General features: G+C 67.2%; 17 protein-coding genes and 1 tRNA gene. 4 read left to right on the plus strand and 14 right to left on the minus strand.

Annotated features, from left to right (window positions below; translation table 11 throughout):
• Positions 1–72 precede the first annotated feature (72 nt).
• The 5 genes from ACRDTL_RS11805 to ACRDTL_RS11825 form a co-directional block, all read right to left on the minus strand.
• Entirely contained in the window at positions 73–2,073 is a 2,001-nt protein-coding gene (locus ACRDTL_RS11805) for a cytochrome c oxidase assembly protein (protein ID WP_431506892.1), read from the minus strand.
• 29 nt (positions 2,074–2,102) lie between these two features.
• On the minus strand, positions 2,103–4,445 hold the full coding sequence (locus ACRDTL_RS11810) for a glycerol-3-phosphate 1-O-acyltransferase (protein ID WP_431506893.1): 2,343 nt from the start codon (positions 4,443–4,445) through the stop codon (positions 2,103–2,105).
• The gene (locus ACRDTL_RS11815) at positions 4,442–6,064 is read right to left on the minus strand and encodes an HAD-IB family hydrolase (protein WP_431506894.1); all 1,623 of its coding nucleotides are present in this window, start codon (positions 6,062–6,064) and stop codon (positions 4,442–4,444) included. Before ACRDTL_RS11815 ends, ACRDTL_RS11810 begins: the two co-directional genes overlap by 4 nt.
• A complete protein-coding gene (locus tag ACRDTL_RS11820) occupies positions 6,061–7,545 on the minus strand; it encodes a wax ester/triacylglycerol synthase family O-acyltransferase (RefSeq protein ID WP_431506895.1) in 1,485 nt (494 codons plus the stop codon). The genes ACRDTL_RS11815 and ACRDTL_RS11820 overlap by 4 nt, the downstream gene beginning before the upstream one ends.
• Before the next feature lie 152 nt (positions 7,546–7,697).
• Positions 7,698–8,957, minus strand: coding sequence for an alpha/beta hydrolase fold domain-containing protein (locus tag ACRDTL_RS11825; protein WP_431506896.1), 1,260 nt, complete (start codon positions 8,955–8,957; stop codon positions 7,698–7,700).
• A gap of 204 nt (positions 8,958–9,161) precedes the next feature.
• On the opposite strand from ACRDTL_RS11825, the gene ACRDTL_RS11830 reads away from it, so the two are divergent.
• Together ACRDTL_RS11830 and ACRDTL_RS11835 are read left to right on the plus strand one after the other, a co-directional pair.
• Positions 9,162–9,235 (plus strand) — tRNA-Arg (locus ACRDTL_RS11830).
• Between the two features lie 68 nt (positions 9,236–9,303).
• The gene (locus tag ACRDTL_RS11835) at positions 9,304–10,062 is read left to right on the plus strand and encodes an enoyl-CoA hydratase (RefSeq protein WP_431506897.1); all 759 of its coding nucleotides are present in this window, start codon (positions 9,304–9,306) and stop codon (positions 10,060–10,062) included.
• A gap of 6 nt (positions 10,063–10,068) precedes the next feature.
• Here the strand turns inward: ACRDTL_RS11835 and ACRDTL_RS11840 are convergent, their stop codons facing one another.
• The 8 genes from ACRDTL_RS11840 to ACRDTL_RS11875 are packed head-to-tail and all read right to left on the minus strand — an operon-like array spanning position 10,069 to position 19,415.
• Positions 10,069–11,220 carry a dihydrolipoamide acetyltransferase family protein gene (locus ACRDTL_RS11840; RefSeq protein ID WP_431506898.1) on the minus strand — a complete coding sequence of 384 codons (1,152 nt, stop codon included), beginning with the start codon at positions 11,218–11,220 and terminating at the stop codon, positions 10,069–10,071.
• Positions 11,217–12,248 (minus strand): 3-methyl-2-oxobutanoate dehydrogenase subunit beta, encoded by a 1,032-nt coding sequence (gene bkdB, locus ACRDTL_RS11845; protein WP_431506899.1) that lies wholly within the window; start codon positions 12,246–12,248, stop codon positions 11,217–11,219. The genes ACRDTL_RS11840 and bkdB overlap by 4 nt, the downstream gene beginning before the upstream one ends.
• On the minus strand, positions 12,248–13,339 hold the full coding sequence (pdhA, locus tag ACRDTL_RS11850; RefSeq protein WP_431506900.1) for a pyruvate dehydrogenase (acetyl-transferring) E1 component subunit alpha: 1,092 nt from the start codon (positions 13,337–13,339) through the stop codon (positions 12,248–12,250). Before pdhA ends, bkdB begins: the two co-directional genes overlap by 1 nt.
• A 57-nt stretch (positions 13,340–13,396) precedes the next feature.
• Positions 13,397–14,215, minus strand: coding sequence for an HpcH/HpaI aldolase/citrate lyase family protein (locus ACRDTL_RS11855; protein ID WP_431506913.1), 819 nt, complete (start codon positions 14,213–14,215; stop codon positions 13,397–13,399).
• Positions 14,215–14,706, minus strand: coding sequence for a MaoC family dehydratase (locus ACRDTL_RS11860; RefSeq protein ID WP_431506901.1), 492 nt, complete (start codon positions 14,704–14,706; stop codon positions 14,215–14,217). Before ACRDTL_RS11860 ends, ACRDTL_RS11855 begins: the two co-directional genes overlap by 1 nt.
• Positions 14,706–15,866: an acyl-CoA dehydrogenase family protein gene (locus ACRDTL_RS11865; protein ID WP_431506902.1), complete on the minus strand. Its 1,161-nt coding sequence runs from the start codon at positions 15,864–15,866 to the stop codon at positions 14,706–14,708. Before ACRDTL_RS11865 ends, ACRDTL_RS11860 begins: the two co-directional genes overlap by 1 nt.
• Positions 15,867–15,876: 10 nt before the next feature.
• A complete protein-coding gene (locus tag ACRDTL_RS11870; RefSeq protein ID WP_431506903.1) occupies positions 15,877–17,853 on the minus strand; it encodes an acetyl/propionyl/methylcrotonyl-CoA carboxylase subunit alpha in 1,977 nt (658 codons plus the stop codon).
• A gap of 11 nt (positions 17,854–17,864) precedes the next feature.
• Positions 17,865–19,415, minus strand: coding sequence for a carboxyl transferase domain-containing protein (locus ACRDTL_RS11875; protein ID WP_431506914.1), 1,551 nt, complete (start codon positions 19,413–19,415; stop codon positions 17,865–17,867).
• A gap of 81 nt (positions 19,416–19,496) precedes the next feature.
• Here ACRDTL_RS11875 and ACRDTL_RS11880 point away from each other — a divergent pair, with 81 nt between their 5' ends.
• Both ACRDTL_RS11880 and ACRDTL_RS11885 read left to right on the plus strand, forming a co-directional pair.
• Entirely contained in the window at positions 19,497–20,132 is a 636-nt protein-coding gene (locus tag ACRDTL_RS11880; RefSeq protein ID WP_431506904.1) for an SACE_7040 family transcriptional regulator, read from the plus strand.
• Between the two features lie 72 nt (positions 20,133–20,204).
• Complete coding sequence (locus tag ACRDTL_RS11885) at positions 20,205–20,912, plus strand: hypothetical protein (RefSeq protein ID WP_431506905.1); 708 nt, start codon at positions 20,205–20,207, stop codon at positions 20,910–20,912.
• Here ACRDTL_RS11885 and ACRDTL_RS11890 read toward each other — a convergent pair.
• Positions 20,909–22,246, minus strand: coding sequence for an MFS transporter (locus tag ACRDTL_RS11890; protein WP_431506906.1), 1,338 nt, complete (start codon positions 22,244–22,246; stop codon positions 20,909–20,911). The two genes, ACRDTL_RS11885 and ACRDTL_RS11890, sit on opposite strands and share 4 nt — an antisense overlap.
• Positions 22,247–22,269 lie beyond the last annotated feature (23 nt).

A 22,269-nucleotide genomic window follows, 5' to 3' on the forward strand; every position in this document is an offset into this window, starting at 1 on the left:
CTCCGGGCCTTCGGTGGCGACCGAAGAGGAAGCAGACGCGATCGCCGAGTCCGGACTACGCGAGTAACGGCGTCAGTGCCTGCCGAGAGCGTCGCGGCGGGCCACCTCGGCCAGCATCGCGTTGTAGGCGGCCAGCTCGGCGTCGTCGTCGCGTTCGGCGGCGCGGTCCAGCCGCCGGGCGGTGCGGTTGTCGCTGCGCGCCCACTGCACCAGCAGCGCGAGCATCACGATCACCAGGGGCACCTCGCCGGCTGCCCACGCGATTCCCCCGCCCAATCGCTGGTCACCGATCAGGTCGGTGTGCCAGCTCAGCCCGAGCGAGCGGTAGAAGTCGGCGCCGAGCACGGTTTTGGTGCCCATCAGCACCACCCCGAAAAAGGCGTGCAGCGGCAACGACGCGAACACCACGGCCACCTTGGCCAGCGGCGGGATCGGCCGCGGCGTGGGATCGACACCGATCACCACCCAATAGAACAGGTAGCCGCTGAGCAGAAAGTGCACGTTCATCGCGACATGGCCGAGATGGCTGCCGACCGCGGCGTCGAAAATTGCGCTGAGGTACAGCCCGTAGAAGCCACCGACGAACAGCGCGGTCGCGACAATTGGGTTGGTGAAAAGCCGCGACAGCCGGCTGTGCAGCGCCCCCAGCAGCCATTCCCGCATGCCGGGCGGGTCGCCGCGGCCGGCGGTGGGCAACGCCCGCAGCGCCAGGCTGACCGGCGCGCCCAGCACCAGCAGAACGGGGACCAGCATCGACAACAGCATGTGGGCGGCCATGTGCATGCTGAACATCGCCGGCATGTACCGACCCACGCCGGACGACGTCGTGAACAGCAGCGCGGCGCAGCCCAGCAGCCAAGAAAGCGTCCGCCCCGCCGGCCAGCTGTCGCCGCGGCGGCGTAGTCGCAGCACACCGGCCACATACAGGGCCGCGAACACGATCGCCGCGGTGCCGAAGATCAGGTCGAAGCGCCAGTCGAACAGCACGCGAACCGGGGTGGGCGGTCCGGCGAAGTTGTAGCCGATCTTCACCTCCTGGATCGAAGGCCGAAGGATCGGGGGTGGCGGCGGCGGGGTGCGGCCCAGCCCGACCGCGATGCCGAACGTCACGCCGAACACCGCGGCCTCGATCAGCGCCAGTCGGATCAGCGCTCCCCGGGCGGTCGGATCGGCCTGCAGGGCAGCGACTCCGGTGCGTCGTTGCCGCCAGCCGACGAAGCCGAGCAGGCACAATGCGACGAACTTGGCGATCACCAGGCGTCCGTATTCGGTAGTCGCCAGGTCGGACGGCACCACCCGCACCAGGGCGTTGAGGACACCGCTGAGCGCCATCGCAACGAAACAACACAAGGCCAGCGCCGAGAACCGCCGCGCGGCCAGCTCGGCGTGCCGGCCGCCGCAAACGGCGTGGACCAGCAGGACCAGCAGACCACCGGCCCACAGGCTTGCCGCGCCGAGGTGGATCAGCAGGCTGTTGGTGGCCAGGTCATGTGACCCGCCGGCCGACGAGTGACCGGTCAGCCCGAGCGGGACCAGCGTCAGCAGCGACCCGCCCAGCAGCAGCGGCGTCGATGACCAGCGCAGCACCGCCAGACTCGCCACCGTGACCGCGGCGGCCAGCAAAGCGGTCCATCGCCACGCGTCCGCGGTGTTGATCAGGCGGGCCAGCGACCACAGCCGCACCGGGTTGAGGTGTGCGCTCAACGGCTGACCGGAGACATCGGAAATGGTCAGCGGAACCAGCAGCGCCGCGCCCACGGCCCACACTCCAGACGCCACCGTGCCCAGCCGCAGCGCGCGGTACCCGTCGACGTCGAGCACGCCGTTGTCCTGCGGCGGCACCAGAAACGTGGCGAACAGGAACGAGCCGACGGCCACCACCGCGGCGATCTCCGCCGATGCCCGCACGAACGGCAGGCCAAGCGTGGTCACCGGGCCGGGATCGGGCAGCCCGGTGGCGGTCAGCGCATCGGCTAGCGACAACGCCGCGATCCCGGCGGCGGTGCAGCCGGCCAGGGCGGCCACCCCGATCAGCAGTGGCCACACCGCCGCATATCGCCGCACGCCTGACATGGATCCAGCGTATGGCCGCATGTGCCTGGCTAACGAGCCGCGTGTCGGCGCGCCTCGGCTTCCCGGGCGCTGAACTGGTTGCGCGCGATCGCCCCGACGTGGTCGAAATCGGAAAGAATGGCCCGTAGTTCGCGGCGAAACGCGATCCGGTGCTCACCCAGATCCGCCGCGGGCTCCAGCAAGTGCTGGTCGGCGACGACCTGACGCGCGGTCGCGAACAACAGCGTGGACACCGGCTCGCTGCTGCGCACTCGACCCTGCGCCACGTACTGCCGACCAACGCCGAGGGCCAACTGGGTCAGTTCCTTCTCGCCGATATCCGCAGGCGCGTCGCGCAATACATCGGCGACGATCTCGTACGCTTCGAAGAACACCCGCAGCATGGCCTCAGACATCAACGACCGCTTGGTGAACAGAATCGCATCGATCTCGGCACCGCCCGCGGCGACATGAGCTTCCCAATCCTGGTTCCACGCCAGCTCTTCGGCGACGTGGTCTCGAAACGCCGCCGAATCAGCGAAGTAGAAATCGAATTTCAGCAGATCTCGCAGCCGCATCGCCTGCGCCCAAAACGCCTCCACCCGGTCGCCGTCGGCGTGGCCAGCATGGGCGAGTGCGAGTTCGACGATCGAGGTCTCCAGGAAGGCGTGGATCACCGAGTTGCGGTAGAACGCGGCGGTGTGCTCGTCCTCGGGGACAATCCGCCACACCGGCTCCCGACCGCCGTCGACTCGGGTGACCGGATGCCCGTTGGACAATGCGTCCACCGCGGCCCGCACACCCTCCGGGGTGCGCAGCCGCAGCGCGCTGTTGGAAACCGGGGTTTGCTTGCGTTCGAGGTAGTCCAGTGAATCCTGCAGGGTGTGGTGCAACTGGCCCAGCGTCAAGGCCACCCCGTGAGTGGTCAGCAGCAGCGCAGACACCAGCCCGGTGGCGTTCACCGGTGTCGACCGCAGAATCCGCCAGGCGACTTCGAACGACATCTTCTGCAGTGCAAGACGTTTGGTATCGTCGTCGGTGGCTATCGGCCCGTGCGGAGGACCCAGATACTGCCGCATGGAGACCGCCTCGGGGAAGCGGACGTAGATCTTGCCGTAGTTGCGCTCGCCCTGCGCCTTGATGAAGTTGTACAGCCAGCCGAAACCCTCGGCCTTCTTTTCTGCGCCGCGCGCGTAGGCGGCGTACTCGGCGGTCTCGTGCAACTGGTCGAAGCTGATCGAAACTCCTTGCAGAAGGATGTCGTCGCTGCGACCGTCCAGATAGGCGTCGGCGACATAACTCATCAAACCAAGCTTGGGCGGCAACATCTTTCCGGTGCGCGACCTGGTGCCCTCGATCGACCAGCTCAGGTTGAACCGCTTTTCCACGACGTAGCCCACGTACTCCTTGAGCACGTACTTGTATAGCGGGTCATTGCCGATGTTGCGCCGGATGAAGATAACGCCGGAACGGCGCATCAGCGGACCCATCACCCCGAATGCCAGGTTGATCCCGGCGAACACATGCACTGGCGGTAACCGGTTCTCCTGCATGGCGACCGGCACGACCGCCCCGTCGATGTAGGACCGGTGCGAGAACAACAGAACGGCCGGATGAGCCTCCAGGGCGACGCGCATCGCCGCCACCTGATACTCGTCGTAGTCGATCTCCGGATCGAACCCGCGGCTGAGCAACCTGCCGAGGACGGAGACGAGGTCGACGGACGCTCGGCTCCACCCGGTGGCGAGCTCGTCGAGCATCGTTCCGGCCGCCTCGACCGTGGCCCCTGGGATCTTGTCCAGGCCGGCGCGAAACCGCGCGGACGCCAATATCTCCGGCTTCACCAGCCGCGGAGACTTGTACTGCGGTCCGAGGATCCGGTATACGGCACGTTCCATCGCCAGCAGGGCCCGGCGGGTGACAAAGTGCGCGAAATCCCGCGGGCTCTCGCCCACCGTGATGTCCCGCCACTGTTGACGCAGCTCGGAGACCTTCGCGGATTCGCCCGCCACCACCCGGGCGCGTGCAGGTTCGGACCGCACGACGCGTCGCTGCTGACGATCACCGGGATGGTAAGGATCCCTACCGGGAAGCAACGCCGCGACCCTGCTCAAAGCCGAAGCGCCCGCACGCGGCAGCCAAAACACCCGCACCGGCACGATCGACCGGTCCTCGTCGAGTTCGAGTTGCTCGACGAGCTGGGCGAGCGCGGCGGGCGGCGCGTTGCGCGGCGGCAACCGGAGCACGTCGATCTTGGCGTCCGGGTACCGGTCACGCTGCTTTGCCAGCCAATCGGCCAACAGCTCGGATTCCACCGGTGACGACACGGATGCCAGGACCAGGGTGTCGTCGCTGGTGGCGAAGGTGCCGGTGTCGGCGGCCGCCGCCGTCACAGCCGTCCCTTCGGCCGACGTGCCGCCTTGGCGGGTTTGTTCTTGTTCGCGGCGGTGTCTTTGGCCCGCGTCTTGGTATCGGCGGCACGCTTGCGCGGCGCCGCCTTCCTCCCCCGGGTGTACAGCGCGGTGTTGGGCAGCTCGTCGACCGGCCAGTCGGCCAACGTGTCCAGATACAGTTGGCGCACCTCGGCGATCCGGTCTCCCAGCTCGTCAAGGGTCCAGTCGCTGACCGAGATCGGTGGGAACACCGCGACATCGACCGTGCCGGAGTTCATCGTGCTGGAGTTGCGCGCAGCGATGATCTCCGCGTTGCGGATCACGATCGGCACGATCGGGATGCCGGCGGCCATCGCGATTCGGAACGGCCCCTTCTTGAACGGCCCGACCGTGGTGGTGTCGACCCGGGTGCCTTCCGGGGCGATCATGATCGAAAGTCCCTTCTTCGCACGCTCTTCGACTTCGTGCAGGGTCTCCACCGCGGCGGTCGCATCATCGCGGTCGATGAACACGGCGTCGAGCAACTTGCCGAGAGTGCCCATGAACGGGTCGCTCCGCAACTCCTTTTTGCCCACGCCGACCCAGTTGTCGCGCACCAGCGCGGCGGTGATGATCGGGTCGGCCTGGTTGCGGTGGTTGAAGATGAACACCGCCGGACGCCTCGCGGTCAAGTTCTCGGCGCCAACGATATTGAGATGCACACCGCTGGTGGCCAGCAGCAGCTGTGACCACGTGGAGGTGAAGAAGTTCACCCCGCGGCGCCGGCTGCGGGTCAGCAAGCCAATCCCCAGCGCGCCGGCGGCAACTGGGAACATCGAACCGAGTCCGGCAAGTGTCCGCAACTGCGTGCCGATACCCACACCGCCGCGACTGGTGAAGCGCAGAATCGGCCAGCCGCGGCGCCGGGCGACGGCGGCCATCTTGCCTTCCGGGTTGGTCGGCCGCGGGTTACCGACCAGGTACATCAACGCCACGTCCTCGTCGCCGTCGGCGTAGAAATAGCTGTCCTTCAAGTCGATATCGTGTTCGGCGGCGAACTGCTGCACCGCCGTCGCCTTGCCCGGCCCCCACAGGATCGGTTTGACCACCCCACCGGTGAGAATCCCGTCCTCGTTGGTCTCGAATTTGTTGGTCAGAGTGTTCGGGATGCCGAGAAAACGAGCAACGGGCTCGACTTGAATGGTCAACGCCGACGAGCTGAGCACCACGGTGTGCTCGCGGGCAAGGTGGGCCCGCACCAGTTCCCGCATCTCCGGATAGATCCGGCTCTCGATTTTTTGGACGAATAACCGCTCACCGATTTCGTCCATATCGCTCAGCAGTCGACCCCGCAACGCCGCGGACGCCTTGAGGATGAGTTCTTCGAACTCGATGCGGCCGAGTTGGTGATTCAGCCCCGCTTGAACCATGCCGATCAGCTCCCCGACACCGATCTCGCGGCGCCGGAAGCGCTCCTGGGTGAGGATCACCCCGGTGAACCCCGCTACCAGGGTTCCGTCCAAATCGAAGAACGCACCGATCTTGGGCCCGGGCGGGCTGGCCTCGATCTCGGCAACCGATCCGGGCAGCCGAAGATCACCGGACCGTTTCTGCGACGAGCGCTCCTCGGCAGTGCTCATGAGCCTGACACCGATCGGGCCGACGAATCAGGCGGCTGCCCACCAAACGATGCGGGCACCGCGTGCGGCGTAGGCTCGCCGCCCATCGCGAGGATTTCGTCGAAGCCCTCCAGCAGGCAGCGGGCAAAGAATTCCTCATGGCGCACGGCGGCCCGGTCGTAGCGCACAGTGATGGTGCAGTACCCGCCCCGCGATATCAGCACGACCATCATCGCCACACCGGGTAACGGGCCAATACCGTACTGCCGCAGGATCTTTGCTCCGGCGAGGTAGGTGTCGCCGGGGTAGACCGGCACATTGCTGGCCTGCACGTCGGAGGCGATCACCGAGCCGGTCATGGCTTCCAACAACGGCGTCGGCAAGACACTCATCAGCGGCGCGACGGAGCCGATGACGTCCATCGCGGGCTCCTCGCGGCGTTGGGTCATCTGCGCGCGGATCTTTCTCATCCGCTCGACCGGATCTGCCGTGCCCACCGGCGCCGCCAGGTTCACCCCGGTGAACCGGTTGCCGCCGGCCGGATCAGCTTCGGCGCGCAGGTTTACCGGCACCGCCATGGGCAACGTGGCGACCGGCACGCCGAGCACCTCGTGGTAACGACCCAGCGCCCCGCACAGACCGGCGAGGTAGGCGTCGTTGATCGATCCGCCACCCGCCTTGGCGGCCCTGTGCAGATCGGAGAGCGGAATGTCGATCGCCTCGGTGCGGGTGGCCAGGCTGCGACGCTGCAGCAGCGGCGAGGGCTCGGCCGCCCGGCTCATCACCCGCGCGCTTGAGCGGGCGTAGCCGACCGCCCCGGCCACCGCGGACATCGGGTTGCGTACCGCCCGACCGACCAGCGACGCCGCTCCCCACAGTGCATCGCGGACTCCGCCGGCCACGGCGAAGGGCAGGTCGTTGATGCCCTGGCGCATCAGGTCGTTGGGCGACAGGTCCTGCGGAATGGGTTGCGGCGGCGGCGGCGGCTCGGCCGGCGGCTCACGCTCGAGATCGTAGATCTGGGCGAACATCTCCACGCTGCCCACACCGTCGGTGACGGCGTGGGACAGGTGCAGCAGTGTCGCGGCCTTCCCCTTGGCGAGGCCATCGATCAAGGTCGCCGTCCACAGTGGCCGCGCAATATCCAGCGGCGACTGCAGCATCACCTCGGCCAGATCGAACACTTCCCGCAACGTGCCGGGTTCCGCGACGCGCATCCGGCGCACATGGAAGTCCAGGTTGAAGTCGGGATCGACCACCCAGCGCGGTGCCGCCGTCGGCAGCGTCGGCACGACCACCTTCTGCCGCAGCCGCAACACCCGCCGGGACGCGTTTTCAAAGCGGGTGCGGAAGCGGTCCCAGTCCGGCGTGGTATCGAGAACTTCCAGTGCCATGATGCCCGAGCGGGTCCGCGGGTTGGCTTCCCCCCGATGCAGCAGATAATCGACCGCCCCCAGCACCGTCGGCAATCCGGCCGCGTCGATGGACTCAGCCACCGCCATGCCAGCCTCCCATTACCCGTCTGACCCACATATGTCCACAACGCTAGTCTGGTCGACGCGATGGTGGTAGCCGTTTGCCCGGATCGGCTCATCAAGATTAATAACGGCGCAATGCTGCACGAAATACTTTGGTATACGGTCGAATTGGAAATTCAGCTGGCCGATGCGGTCTGTTTGCGCAGAACCCGCCGTCGAGACCGGAGATATCGCCCGTAAACGACGCCGAAAAAGTCGGCGACGGCATCGGCTGCCAGTCGCGACCGCACCGTGGCCATGGTGTCGAAGGCGTGATGCGCGTTGGGTAGCTCCGCGTAGCTCACCGTACGAGCACCGGCCTCACGCAGCGTGGCACAAAAGGTCTGAGCCTGCGCCCTGGGAATCAGCGAATCATTCTCGCCGTGCAAAACGAAGAACGGCGGAGCCGTTTTGTGTGCGTGCGAAATCGGCGAGGCCGATTCGAATATTCCAGGGTTATCGGCGTAACGGGTTTGCATCACGAAGCGCTCGAGAAACGGCAGCATCATTTCGTGCATTTTCCCGACATCGGTGAAGTCGTAGACGCCGTAATAGGGCGCCGCCGCCTGAATGGTCGTGTCGGCGTCTTCGAACCCGGGCTGAAGTTCCCGGTTGCGTGCGGTGAGCGCGGCCAGCGACGCCAGGTGTGCGCCGGCGGAGCCGCCGGTGATCGCGATGAAGTTAGGATCGCCACCGTAGTCGGCGATGTTTTCGCGGACCCATGCGATCGCGCGTTTGACGTCGATAATGTGCGCCGGCCACGCCTTGCGCGGGCTCTTGCTGTAGTCGATCGACACGCAGATCCAGCCGAGTTGGACCATCCGGCCCATCAGCGGATACGCCTGTCCCCGTTTGCCGTTGACCACCCATCCGCCGCCGGGGACCTGGATCATCACCGGGGCTCGAGACCCCTCCGGCAAATCGGGGTGACGCCAGATGTCCAGCAGGTTGTCGCGGCTGCCTTGTCCGTAGGCGATGTCCGACGTCTGCGCCGCGTACCGGCGGCGATGTCCGGTGGCCTCCAGCAGCCCACCGCGGTGTGCGTACTCGGGCCGATCCGTGCTGGGATGGCGCACCAGCTTGTGGTAGCCGGGCCCGAAGGACTCCTCCAGCGCGGCGGTGAGGATGCGGTCTGCCCGTTGCGCCGCCCACATGGTCGCCACTCGACCGACCGACAGCGGTGTCACCCCGGACAGCGCATGCCCGGTCACGACCTGCGGTGGAAATTCCGCCGAGAGCCAGCCGGCGAACCAGGCGAGCAGTGACGGCGAGCCGCGCAGTAACAGGGCGCCGGTGCGGTAGGCGTCGATCGGGCCCGCCGCCAGCTGTCGCCCCTGGCGCAGCGCCTCCGCACGCGCCTGCGAGGCCCGAGTGGTCAAATCCAGGGTCAAGCTCATCGCAACGCCACTCCTCGACGTGGGCACACGCGCCACCGTGCGTCCGAGGCTTGCGCCACCGGTATTGCACGTGTGTCGCACTGTACATGTGCCGTGGCGCACACATTAGCGAATCGCACTCCCCCCCAAGGGGATTTCGCTCGGCGTTGCGCGCCCGGAGTTCTCTGTGATCGCCGTTGGCTACACTGAGCTGGGAGTTTCCCAGCCCCCGTAGCTCAGCTGGACAGAGCGCATGACTTCTAATCTTGTGGTCGCAGGTTCGAGTCCTGCCGGGGGCACGATCTGACCAGCGCAAACTGCTACCCATCCCCGTGGCGGGTCTGATTCCAACCCCTGGAGACGCCAGATGGCCCAGTCCGACCTCGTTCTATACCGCGTCGACGATCACGTCGCGTTGATCACCGTTAACGACCCCGATCGGCGCAACGCCGTCACCTCCGCGATGTCGACGCAGCTGCGCGGCGCGGTGGAACGCGCCGAGGCCGATCGGAACGTGCATGCCGTCGTCGTCACCGGCGCGGGCAAGGCGTTCTGCGCGGGCGCCGACCTGAGCGCGCTGGGTGAGGCGGCCGAGGAGGGTCTGCTGCAGCTCTACGACGGGTTCATGGCCGTCGGTAAGTGCACGCTGCCCACGATCGCCGCGGTCAACGGCGCAGCCGTCGGAGCCGGACTGAACCTGGCCCTGGCCGCCGACGTGCGGATCGCCGGGCCCGCCGCGTTGTTCGACGCCCGGTTCCAGAGGCTGGGACTGCACCCCGGTGGCGGCGCGACCTGGATGCTGCAGCGGGCGGTGGGGCCGCAGGTTGCCCGGGCCGCTCTGTTGTTCGGGATGCGCTTCGACGCGGAATCCGCTGTGCGACACGGGCTGGCGCTCAGCATCGCCGATGACCCGGTTGCCGCCGCGGTCGAGCTGGCGGCGGGCCCTGCGGCCGCCCCGCGGGACGTCGTGCTGGCGACCAAGGCCACGATTCGCGCCACCGCTAACCCGGGATCGGTCGACACCGAGCAGCACGAACTGGCCAAAAACACCGAACTCGGCCCGCAGGCCGCATCGATCCGGTCCCCGGAGTTCGCCGCAAGATTGTCCGCCGCGCGTCGCAGGTAGTCGCGCCTACAGATCCAACAGCGCCGTCTCCGGTGATTCGATGAGCTGACGCAGCTCACCGAGGAACTGCGCGACCTGGGCACCGTCCGCGACACGATGGTCGAACGCACAGGTCAGCGTCATCTGCGGGCGAACGACGACCGCATCGTCGACGACCACGGGCCGTGGCCGCAGCGAGCCCATCCCCAGGATCGCCGCCTCCGGGTAGTTGATCACCGGCACGCCCTCGTCAAGACCCAGGGCACCGAGGTTGGACACGGTGAACGTCGAGCCCTGCAACTCGCCGGGTTTGAGGGTGCCCGCCCGTGCGTCCCGGATCAGTCGAGCCACACATTCGGCCAGTTCGCGGGTGGTCTTCCGCCCCGCATCGGCGACCACCGGCACCAGCAGCCCGCGCGGCGCGGCGACCGCGACGCCCAGATGCACCGCGTGATGGGCATGCACCTCTGGGCCGTCGGGGCCGTCTGCCCAGGTGGAGTTGAAGATCCGGTGATGCGTCAACGCGATGACCAGTAGCCGCAGCGTCAGCACGAACGGGGTAATCCCCTCGAGTCGGTCGTGCAGCCTTACCAGGCTGCAGCAGTCCACCTGAACACTGGCATGCGCGTCTGGAATCTGGCTGCGCGACAATGTCATCCGCTGCGCCATCTCGGCGTGAACTCCGCGCACCGCTAACACATCGTAGGAGCGCTCTGTACTGACTTCTGCTGCCGCCAATACAGCTTCGCGACTGATCAAGCCGTCGGGTCCGGGCGGCACGTTGCGCAAATCGACGCCCGCCTCGGCAGCCAGCTTCCGCACCGCCGGCTTGGCCTTCGGACGCCGGCTGGTGTCCAGGGCGTTATCGGCTCCGTACCCCACCAGTACCGGGTTGCGCGCGGGCGGCTCCCCGTTCGCCGCCGCGCCGGGCGCGGTGTCGATGCGCACCAACAGCGAGCCGACCGGCAGCACTTCACCTTCGGCACCACCCATTTCGACGATCCGGCCCGCGTATGGGCTGGGGATTTCGACCTCGGCTTTGGCGGTCTCCACCGAGCACAAGGGTTGGTTGAGTTCGACGTCCTCGCCGACCCCGACGTTCCAGTGCGAAAGGGTGACCTCTTGGAGCCCCTCGCCAAGGTCGGGGACGACGAACGACTTCACCTGCTGATCGCTCACGGCAGCGCCAGGACCCGCTCGACACAGTCCAGCAGCCGGTCCGGACCCGGCAGCCACAGCTTCTCCAGCCGCGCCGGCGGGTACGGGGTGTCAAACCCGCAGGCGCGCAACACCGGCGCCTCCAGCTCGTAGAACATCTCCTCTTGGATGCGGGCGGCCAGCCCGGCACCATACCCCAGGCTTCGCGGCCCTTCGTGCAGCACCACACAGCGCCCGGTACGGCGGATCGACGCGGCGACAGTGTCGAAGTCCAGCGGGACCAGCGACCGCAGATCGACAACTTCCAGGCTCCAACCATGTTGGCGGACGGCTGCCTCCGCGGCTGACACGGCGGTGGCCACCAGGCCGCCGTAGGTCAGCACGGTGACGTCGGTGCCGGCCCGACGTATCTTCGCGTGCCCGATCGGTGGTTCGGGCCGGGTGGTGTCGACGAGCTCGCGGCCCCAGTAGCGTCGCTTGGGCTCCAAGAACATCACCGGGTCGCGACACGTAATGGCATGGCGCAGCAGCCAGTAGGCGTCTGACGGCGTCGACGGCACCACGACCTTGAGACCGGCGGTATGCGCCCAGTAGGACTCGGTGGATTCCGAATGGTGTTCGACCGCGCCGATGCCGCCGAAGGACGGTATCCGGACTGTGACCGGCATGTCGACCTCGCCACGGGTGCGGGTCCGGTACTTGGCCAGGTGACTGACCACCTGGTCGAACGCGGGATAGGAGAACCCGTCGAACTGGATCTCCGGCACCGGCACGAAGCCGCGCAACGCCAGGCCGACGGCGATCCCGATCACCGCGGACTCGGCCAGCGGTGTGTCGAAACAACGGTCTTCGCCGAAGGTCTCGGCCAGCCCCTCGGTGACCCGGAACACGCCGCCTTGCACCGCGACGTCCTGGCCGAACACCAGCACCCGGTTGTCGGTGGCCATCGCGTCGTGCAATGCGCGATTGAGCGCCTGCACCATGGTCAGCCATCGCTCGGTGGACGGCGGGGTCGGCGCGCGGGTCGGAGGTTCGACGATCTGAGTCATCACGTCTCCCTGGCCAGCTCGGCCCGCAACTGCCGCCGTTGGGCTTGCAATGCGGGCGTGATCTCGGCGTACACCGTCGTGAAGACCTCGTCGACGTCGATGTCGGGTGCGTCGGTCACCGCATCGCGCAACTCGGCGCACAGCCGCTTGGATCGGGCGGCCACCCGTTCTGCCAGCCGGTCCGACCACAGGCCCTGGCCTTGCAAGTAGGTCCGGTAGCGCGGAATCGGGTCCAGCGCCAGCCAGCGGTCGAGTTCCGGTTGGCTGCGGTAGCGGCTCGGATCGTCGGAGGTGGTGTGCGGGCCGAGCCGGCAGGTGATCGCCTCGATCAGGGTTGGCCCGTCGCCGGCTCTGGCGCGTGCGGCGGCTTCGCTCATCACGGCGTAGCAGGCCAGCACGTCGTTGCCGTCCACTCGGATGCCGGGCATTCCGTATCCGATGGCCTTGTGCGCGATCGACGGCGCGGCGGTCTGCTTGCGCACCGGGACCGAGATCGCCCACTGGTTGTTCTGCACGTAGAACACGCACGGCGCAGTGAACACCCCGGCGAAGTTCAGCGCCTCGTGCACGTCGCCCTCACTGGTGGCGCCGTCGCCGACGAAGGCCACCGTCATCGACTCCTCGCCGAGGCGCTGTGCGGCCATCGCCGCCCCGACTGCATGCAAGGCATGCGTGCCGACCGGAACCGACATCGGCGCGCAACACTTTTTGGTGAATTCCAGCCCGCCGTGCCAGGTTCCGCGCCACATAGCGCCGACGTTGCCGGGCGGAATGCCGCGCACCAGATAGACGCCCAGCTCGCGATACTGGGGAAACAGCCAATCGGTCTTGCGCAGGCAGGCCGTCGCACCGACCTGGGCGGCCTCCTGACCCCGGCAGGGCGTGAACAACGCCAATTCACCCTGCCGCTGCAGGTTGACGAACTCAGCGTCCAGGTCGCGGGTGATCACCATCATCTCGTAGAGCCAGCACAGGGTCTCGGCCGGGAGATCGCGACTGTAGCGGTCTTCTGCGGTCGCTGTTCCATCCGGGCCGACGAGCTGCACCGGTTCGAGGTCGACAGTCATCGGCGTTCCAGCTAGCTCAGCCATACCGCCTCCTAACGCCCAGGCTGCGGCGGTCGCAGCAAACCTCGACGTCCGAGACTGCTACGAGCCGGAGTCAACCGCCAGCTGCACGATCCGCTCGGCTCGCCGCAACACTGGCATATCCACCATTATGCCTTCGAATGCGAAGACGCCGCGTTGATCGGCGGCGGCGGCCAGCACGTGTCGCGCCCACTGCACCTGCTCGGGCGTCGGTGTGTAGCCGGCCCGGATCACCGGCAGCTGGCTGGGATGAATGGCAACCTTGGCGTCGAAGCCGACCGCGACGGCGTCGTCGACCTCGGCGCGAAGCCCGTCGAGATTCTTGATGTCGAGGAAGACCGAATCCAGCGCGAACCGGCCGTACGCCTTGGCCGCCAACAGCGACTGGGAGCGGACATGGCGGGCCACTTCGCGGTAGGTCCCATCCGGGTAGCGGTTGGCGGTGCCGCCGAGTACGGCAAAGAGATCCTCTGCACCCCACATCACCGCGACGGCGTTGTCGGCTTGGACGCTCTCGGTGACGGCGAGCGCACCCAGAGGTGATTCGACCAGCACTATCACGCCCAGCGGTGCCAGCGCAGTGACGTGGTCGGCGCCTTCGCACTTGGGCAGCATCACGGTGTCGTAGCGGGTGCGGGACAAGGCTTCCAGGTCTCGGGCCTGATCGGCTGTGCCGGATGGGTTGACCCGCACCACGGTGCGGGCCGGGTCGAGAGGAACATCGACAAGGGCCTTATGCGCGGCAGGTCTATCCGCGGCGGCCACCCCGTCCTCGAGGTCGAGTATCACGATATCCGCTGCGGCAGCAGCCTTTCCGAAGCGCTCGGGGCGATCTGCCGGGCAGAACAGCCACGCCGGGCCGGGGTTGTGCAGTCCCATCATTCCTCGGCCGGCCGCATTCGCACCAGCGTCTTGCGGGTCGCGGTGGCGACGACGTCATCGTGCTGGTTGCGTCCGGTGTGCGCGAACGTCACGATGCCCTCGCCCGAACGGCTTTTGGACTTCCGTTTGTCGGTGATCACGGTTTCGGCGTAGAGCGTGTCGCCGTGAAACAGCGGCTTGGGAAATGCGATCTCGGAGAATCCGAGATTGGCGACGATGGTGCCCTGGGTCAGCTGGGCGACCGACAACCCGACCAGAGTCGACAGGGTGAACATCGAGTTCACCAACCGCTGATGAAATGGTGGCAGCGCATCGGAGAACGCCGCATCCAGGTGCAGCCCCTGGGTATTCATCGTCATCGTCGTGAACAACACGTTGTCGGCCTCGGTGATCGTCCGGCCCGGGCGATGCAGATAGCGCACGCCCGTTTCGAACTCTTCGAACCACAATCCCCGCTGGACGACCTCCCGGTACTCGAGCGGCTTCATCACAGGCCCACCTCTCTGGCGATCAGCATCAACTGCACTTCGCTGGTCCCTTCCCCGATTTCCAGGATCTTGCTGTCCCGGTAGTGACGGGCCACGGTGAACTCATTCATGAACCCGTAACCACCATGGATCTGGGTGGCATCACGGGCGTTGTCCATGGCCGCCTCGCTGGCCACCAGCTTGGCGATCGCCGCCTGCTTCTTGAACGGCTTACCGGCCAGCATCAGCGCCGCGGCGTCGTAGTAGGCGGTGCGGGCGGTGTGGGCGCGGGCCTCCATCCTGGCGATGGTGAACTCGATGGCCTGATACCGGGCGATCGGTCGTCCGAACGCTTCACGCTCCCGGGCGTACTTGACGCTCTCGTCCACGCAGCCCTGCGCCGCGCCGGTGGACAACGCGGCGATCGCGATGCGGCCCTCGTCGAGGATGCGCAGGAAGTTGGCATACCCGCGACCGCGCTCACCGAGCAGGTTCTCCTGCGGCACGCGCACGTCGTCGAAGGTCAGCGGATGGGTGTCCGACGCCTTCCAGCCGACCTTGTCGTAGGCCGGTTCGACGGTGAAACCCGGTGTGGGCACCGGCACCAGGATCGACGAGATCTCTTTCCTGCCGTCGTGTTCGCCGGTGACGGCGGTGACCGTGACCAGCTTGGTGATATCGGTACCTGAGTTGGTGATGAACTGTTTCGACCCGTTGATCACCCAGTGCCCGTCGTCGAGACGAGCAGTGGTCTTGGTCGCGCCGGCATCGGTGCCGCCGCCGGGCTCGGTCAGCCCGAAAGCGCCCAGGGCACGACCACTGGTCAACGGCGGCAACCACTCCCGCTTCTGCGCCTCGGTGCCGAACCGATAGACCGGCATCGCGCCCAGCGATACACCGGCCTCCAATGTGATCGCCACGCTTTGGTCCACTTTGCCCAACTCCTCCAGGGCAAGGCACAAAGCGAAGTAGTCGCCGCCCATCCCGCCCCACTCCTCCGGGAAGGGCAGCCCGAACAGGCCCATGTCGGCCATCCCGGCGACCACTTCGTAGGGGAAGGAATGCTCGGCGTCGTGCCGGGCGGCCACCGGCGCGACAACAGTCTGCGTGAAATCGCGCACCGTCTTGGCCAACTGACCATACTCGTCGGGAAGCATCCCGGTCGCCAGGAAGTCAGCCATGCGCTCGCCCTTAGCCTTTCGCACTCACAATGATTCGGGCCAGCGACTGGCCCACCTTGACCTGATCGCCGGCCGCGACGAGGAGTTCGACCACGCCGTCAACCGGGGCCGTCAACGCGTGCTCCATCTTCATCGCCTCGACCGTGACCACGACGGTGCCGGCCGTGACTTCGGCACCGTCGTCGACACCGACGGCGACGACCGACCCGGGCATCGGGCTGGTCAATTCGGCGTCCCCGCGCTGCTCGTCGTCGGGGCGTACCGGCGCTTCCAGCACCTCCTCGAACACTGCGGTGATGCCGTCGGCGGCCAGCCAAGTCTGATGACCGGTCGTGGCGACGGTGTACTCGGTGCGCACACCATCCAGTGTGATCGCCAAGTGCCGGTCCGCCAGATGCGCTTGCAGTGTATGGGATTCGCCGTCCTCGATGCGGGCCACCGCAGCCGCCGGGCTCCCGGCGAGGTGGACATGGTCGATATGGTCACCGGCGCACAGCCGGATGCTCACCGGCACAGCGGCACCGATCCGCCACCCGGACGGCACCTCCCACAGATCCGCCCCCGGGTCCGGCCAACGCCGCAACCACCGGTCGGCGGCGGCGGCGATGAATTGTCTGTCCGACGGCCGCGCCGCGACGAATTCGCCGGCCCGCCGGTCCAGTAACCCGGTGTCGAGTCGGCCGGCGACAACGTCGGGGTCGGCGAGCAGAAACCGCGCGAACTCGACGTTGGTCACCACGCCGAGCACCGCGGTGTCGGCCAGGGCGCGGTCCAGCGCGCGCAGCGCCGCCTGCCGGTCAGCGCCGTGGGCGATGACCTTGGCCAGCATCGGGTCGTACTCGCTGCCCACGACCGTCCCCACCGACAAGCCAGAGTCGACCCGAACCCCGCCGCCTTTCGGTTCGACCAGCGCCAGTACGGAACCGCCGGTGGGCAGAAACTCGCGGGCGGGATCCTCGGCGTAGACCCGCGCTTCGATCGCGTGGCCGGCCAGCGTGACGTCAGCCGTCGCCAGTTTCTCCCCGGCCGCGATGCGCACCTGCCATTCGACCAGGTCCCATCCGGTCACCAGCTCGGTCACCGGATGCTCGACCTGCAGCCGGGTGTTCATCTCCATGAAGAAGAACTCGTCGGGCCGATCAGCGGACACGATGAACTCCACGGTGCCGGCACCGGTGTAGTCGACGCTGCGCGCGGTGTCGCACGCGGCGGAACCGATGCGGGCCCGGGTCGCGGCGTCCAGCAGCGGCGAGGGCGCCTCCTCGATCACCTTCTGGTGCCGCCGCTGCAGGCTGCATTCACGCTCGCCGAGGTGGATCACGTTGCCGTAGCTGTCGGCCAATACCTGGACTTCGATATGCCTGGGCCGCAGCACGAATCGCTCCAGAAACAGCGTATCGTCGCCGAACGCGGCGGCCGATTCGCGGCGGGCACTGGTCAATGCGGCGGGCAGGCCGGCGGGCCGCTCGACCAGCCGCATGCCCTTGCCGCCCCCGCCGGCAGACGGTTTGACCAGCACCGGGTAACCGATCTCGTCGGCCGCGGCGATCAGGTCGGCGTCGGTCAGGCCCGGCCGCGCGAGGCCGGGTACGACCGGTACGCCGAACTCCGACACGGTCGCCTTGGCGGCGATTTTGTCACCCATGGTCTTGATGGCCGCAACTGACGGCCCGATAAAGATCACGCCGGCCGACGTCAGTGCCGCCGCGAAATCTGCGTTCTCCGAAAGGAACCCGTAGCCGGGATGTACGGCCTGCGCACCGGTGCGCAGCGCCGCGTCAACGACTGCGCCGATGTTCAGGTAGCTGTCGCGGGCGGGCGCGGGCCCGATACCCACCGCGAGGTCCGCCTCAGCGACATGGCGGGCGCTGGCGTCGGCGTCACTGTAAACGGCCACCGACCTGATGCCCATCGCCTGCAACGTGCGGATCACCCGCACGGCGATTTCACCGCGGTTGGCGACCAGAACGGTACTCAGTTCTCTCATACTCATCTGCTCTACATCCGGAACACACCGTAGGAGACCGGCTCGACCGGCGCATTTGCCACGACCGACAGAGCGAGACCCACAACGGTTCTGGTGTCGGCCGGGTCGATCACCCCATCATCCCAGAGCCGGGCTGTCGAGTAGTACGGGTCACCCTGATGTTCGTACTGGGCGCGTATCGGCGTTTTGAACGCGTCTTCCTCCTCGGCCGTCATCTCCCCGCGCACCGCCGCCAGCACCGACGCCGCCTGCTCGCCCCCCATCACCGAGATTCGTGCGTTCGGCCACATCCACAAGAAGCGCGGCGAATACGCCCGCCCGCACATCGAGTAGTTGCCCGCACCGTAGGACCCGCCGATGACCACGGTCAGCTTGGGCACCCGCGCGCAGGCGACGGCGGTCACCATCTTCGCGCCGTGTTTGGCAATTCCGCCGGCCTCGTAGTCACGGCCCACCATGAACCCGGAGATGTTCTGCAGGAAAAGCAGCGGCACCAGCCGCTTATCGCACAACTCGATGAAATGTGCTCCCTTGACTGCGGATTCGGAAAACAGCACACCGTTGTTGGCGACGATTCCGACCGGGTGACCGTGAATACGGGCGAACCCGGTGACCAGCGTACTGCCGTATTCCGCCTTGAACTCACCGAATTCGCCGCCGTCGACAACCCGGGTGATGACGTCGTGCACATCGTAGGGAATCCGTGCATCGATCGGAACGACGTCGTAGAGCTCGCTCTGGTCGGCGATCGGGTCCACGCTTGGCAGCACATCCCAGATCGGCGGTTGGCGAGGGCCCAGCGTGGCGACGATGCGCCGGATGATGCGCAGCGCGTCGCGGTCGTCATTGGCGAGATGATCAGTGACACCGGAAGTCTTGGAATGCAGGTCACCACCGCCGAGCTCCTCGGCGGTGACGACCTCTCCGGTGGCGGCCTTCACCAGCGGCGGTCCGCCGAGGAAAATGGTGCCCTGGGTGCGGACGATCCCCGCCTCGTCGCTCATCGCCGGCACGTAAGCCCCACCGGCGGTGCAGGATCCGAGCACGGCAGCTATCTGCGGGATACCTTCGGCACTGAGTTTGGCCTGGTTGTAGAAGATCCGGCCGAAGTGCTCCCGGTCGGGAAACACCTCGTCTTGACGCGGCAAAAACGCACCACCGGAGTCGACGAGGTAGATACACGGCAACCGGTTCTGGCCGGCGATCTCCTGCGCCCGCAAGTGTTTTTTGACGGTGATCGGGTAGTAGGTACCGCCTTTGACCGTCGCGTCGTTGGCCACGATCATGCATTCGCGGCCGGAGATCCGGCCGATGCCGGTGATCATGCCTGCACCGGGGCACTCGTCGTCGTACATGCCGTCGGCAGCCAACGGCGCAATCTCGAGCAGCGGGCTGCCGGGGTCGAGCAGGCCATCAACCCGGTCCCGCGGCAGCAGCTTGCCCCGGTCGACGTGACGGGCGCGCGAGCGTTCCGAACCACCCAGGGAGGCCGTGGCCAGCTTGTCGCGCAACTGCGATACCAGCGCGCGGTGTGCGTCGCGGTTCGCCGCCGGAGTGGTCATCTGCTGCCCGCCAATTTCGGTTAATGACGAATAACTCATGCTATGTTAGTGGTCATTAACCGAAGTGTCCAGGAGGCCGCCATGGCAGCATCTGCCCCGGCCGATCAGGCGGGCCCGAACCGTCGCAGCCAGTTGAAGTCCGATCGACGCGTGCAGCTGCTGTCGGCGGCCGAGCGGCTGTTCGCCGAGCGCGGTTTCCTGGCGGTGCGGCTGGAGGATATCGGCGCGGCCGCGGGTGTCAGCGGTCCGGCGATCTACCGGCACTTTCCCAATAAGGAGTCGCTGCTGGTCGAGTTGCTGGTCGGCATCAGCACCCGGTTGCTTGCCGGTGCCCGCGAAGTGCTGTCGCGCAGCCGCCGCGCCGCCGAGGCGCTGGACGGCCTGGTCGACTTCCACCTCGACTTTGTGCTCGGTGAACCGGATCTGATCCGCATCCAGGACCGCGACCTGGCGCATCTGCCGAACGACGCCGAGCGCCAGGTCCGCAGCGCGCAGCGACAGTATGTCGAGGTCTGGGTGGGCGTGCTGCGCGAGTTGGAGCCCGGGCTTGCCGAGGCCGATGCCCGGCTGATGGCGCACGCAGTTTTCGGCTTGCTGAACTCGACGCCGCACAGCATGAAACCCGGTGACAGCAGAGCGGTGCGGGTGTCGCGTTCACGCGCCGTGATGCGGGCGATGACGATTGCCGCGCTGACGGTCGGCGATCAGTGCCGGTGACGACCGGGTGGACCACAGCCAAGCGTTGTCCTGCAGGTACTCTGCCAGAATGAGGCGGGGCGTGAGCCGGGCATGAACGATCCACGTCGACCGGGGGCCGAACCGACCGAGCCGATTCGCCAGCCTTATCCGCCGTACACCGATCCGGCCTATGCCGGCCAATCACCCTATGCGCCACCGCAGTACCCGCGCGCGAATCCGACCGAACCCAACCCGACCGCGAAGTTGCCGCAGTACTGGTCGCAGGATCAATCCGCACCGGATCAGCCGACGCAGCAACTGCCGCCGAACCGACCGAAGACGCCGCGCTGGTTGTGGATCGCCGCGGCAGCCGCGGTGGTGCTGGTCATCGCGTTGGTCATCGCACTTGTCATCGCCAACGGCTCGGCCAAAAAGCAGAGCGCCGTCGCGCCGTTGCCCGCGATGCCGAACTCCAAGAGCTCCGCCACGACCACCTCGGCCCCCACCTCATCGACGCCGAGTGGCACGGCCACGTCACCCCCCGAATCCGGTGCGGGCATCGACACCGTCGTCTACAACGTCACCGGGGAAGGTCGCGCCATCAGCATCACCTACCGGGACAACGGCGACGTCGTACAGACCGAGTTCAACGTGGCGCTGCCGTGGAGCAAGGAAGTCACCCTGTCGAAGTCGGGTAGCAACGCCAACGTCACGATCGTCAACATCGGCCACGACGTGACCTGCACCCTCACAGTGGGCGGGGTGCAGGTCCGCCAGCGCACCGGCGCGGGGCTGACGGTCTGCGACGCCCCGGCTTAACCGGCGCTTTGCGGCAGATGCACGAAGTCGCCGCGGCGTGGTGTGCGCACCATCAGCATGGCCAGCAGCCCGCCAATCAGCACCAGGCACAACCCACCCATGCCGGCTCGGACGGCGCCGAACACGTCGACGAAGACCGAGAACAACCACGGCGCCAAAAACGACACCGCGCGTCCGGTCATCGTGTAGAGGCCGAAGGCCACGCCTTCCTTGCCATGCCTTGACATCCTCAGCAGCAGAGCGCGTGACGAGGACTGCGCCGGCCCGATGAAGAGGCACAGCAGCAGTCCGCACAACCAGAACGGACCGGGGCCGGACAACATCATCAAGACGAGCGCCATCGTGATGATCGCTACCAGCGACCCCACGATCACCGGCTTCGACCCGACCCGGTCGTCGAACAGGCCGCCCAGCACCGCGCCCACCGCGGCCACCACGCTGGCGGCCACCCCGAAGATCAGCACATCGGCGTGCGAGATCCCGTACACGTTGACGCCCAGCACCGCGCCGAAGGTGAAGATCCCGGCCAGCCCGTCCCGGAAGACGGCGCTGGCCAGCAGGAAGTACACCAGGTTGCGGTCACGGCGCCACTCGTCCCGCAGATCCGACCACAGCCTGCGGTAGGCACCCTTCACGCCCACCGCGCCCGACGGCTCGGCGGTTGCGGGCAGCCGATGAGCGGTGGACAGCAACGGCAGCGCCAGCAGCGCCAACCAGGCGGCCGCCAGCAACATCGCGGCCCGGACATTGGTGCCGTCGCTGGTGGGCAGATGCAACAGCCCGCGGGTGTCGCCTTTTCCGGAGATGAAACCGGCATACACCACCAGCAGCAACACGACGCTGCCGACGTAGCCCGAGGCCCAGCCCAAGCCGGAGATCCGGCCGAATGAATGCGGTGTAGACAGCTGGCGCAGCATCGCGTTGTACGGGACGCTGGCGAGGTCGCCGCATGCCGCCGCACCCGCGAGCAGCGCCAAGCCGGGCAACAGGTACCCGGGAAGGTCGCGGATCAGGCTCATCGCGCTGGTCAGCAGTACCGTGACACCGGTCAGGACGGTCAGCGCCCTGCGCCGCCGGCGCGGGGTCTCCACCCACACGCCCATGACCGGCGCCAGCACCGCAATGGTCAGCCCGGCGACCGCCAGCGCGCGGCCCAGCCAACTGGCCGGTGAGCTGCCGCCCGGCATCCCCTGGCCGACGGTGCCGGTCAGGTAGACCGAGAACACGAACGTCACGACGATCGCGCTCAGGCCGGTGGAACCGCAGTCCCACAGCGCCCATGCCAGCACCCTGGACCGCTCAACGGTGCGCGAACCCGGCGCCGGGTTGCTCATGCAGGGACTCTAGAGCGTTGTCT

Source organism: Mycobacterium sp. (assembly GCF_050700595.1).
In the GTDB taxonomy this organism is placed as follows: domain Bacteria; phylum Actinomycetota; class Actinomycetes; order Mycobacteriales; family Mycobacteriaceae; genus Mycobacterium.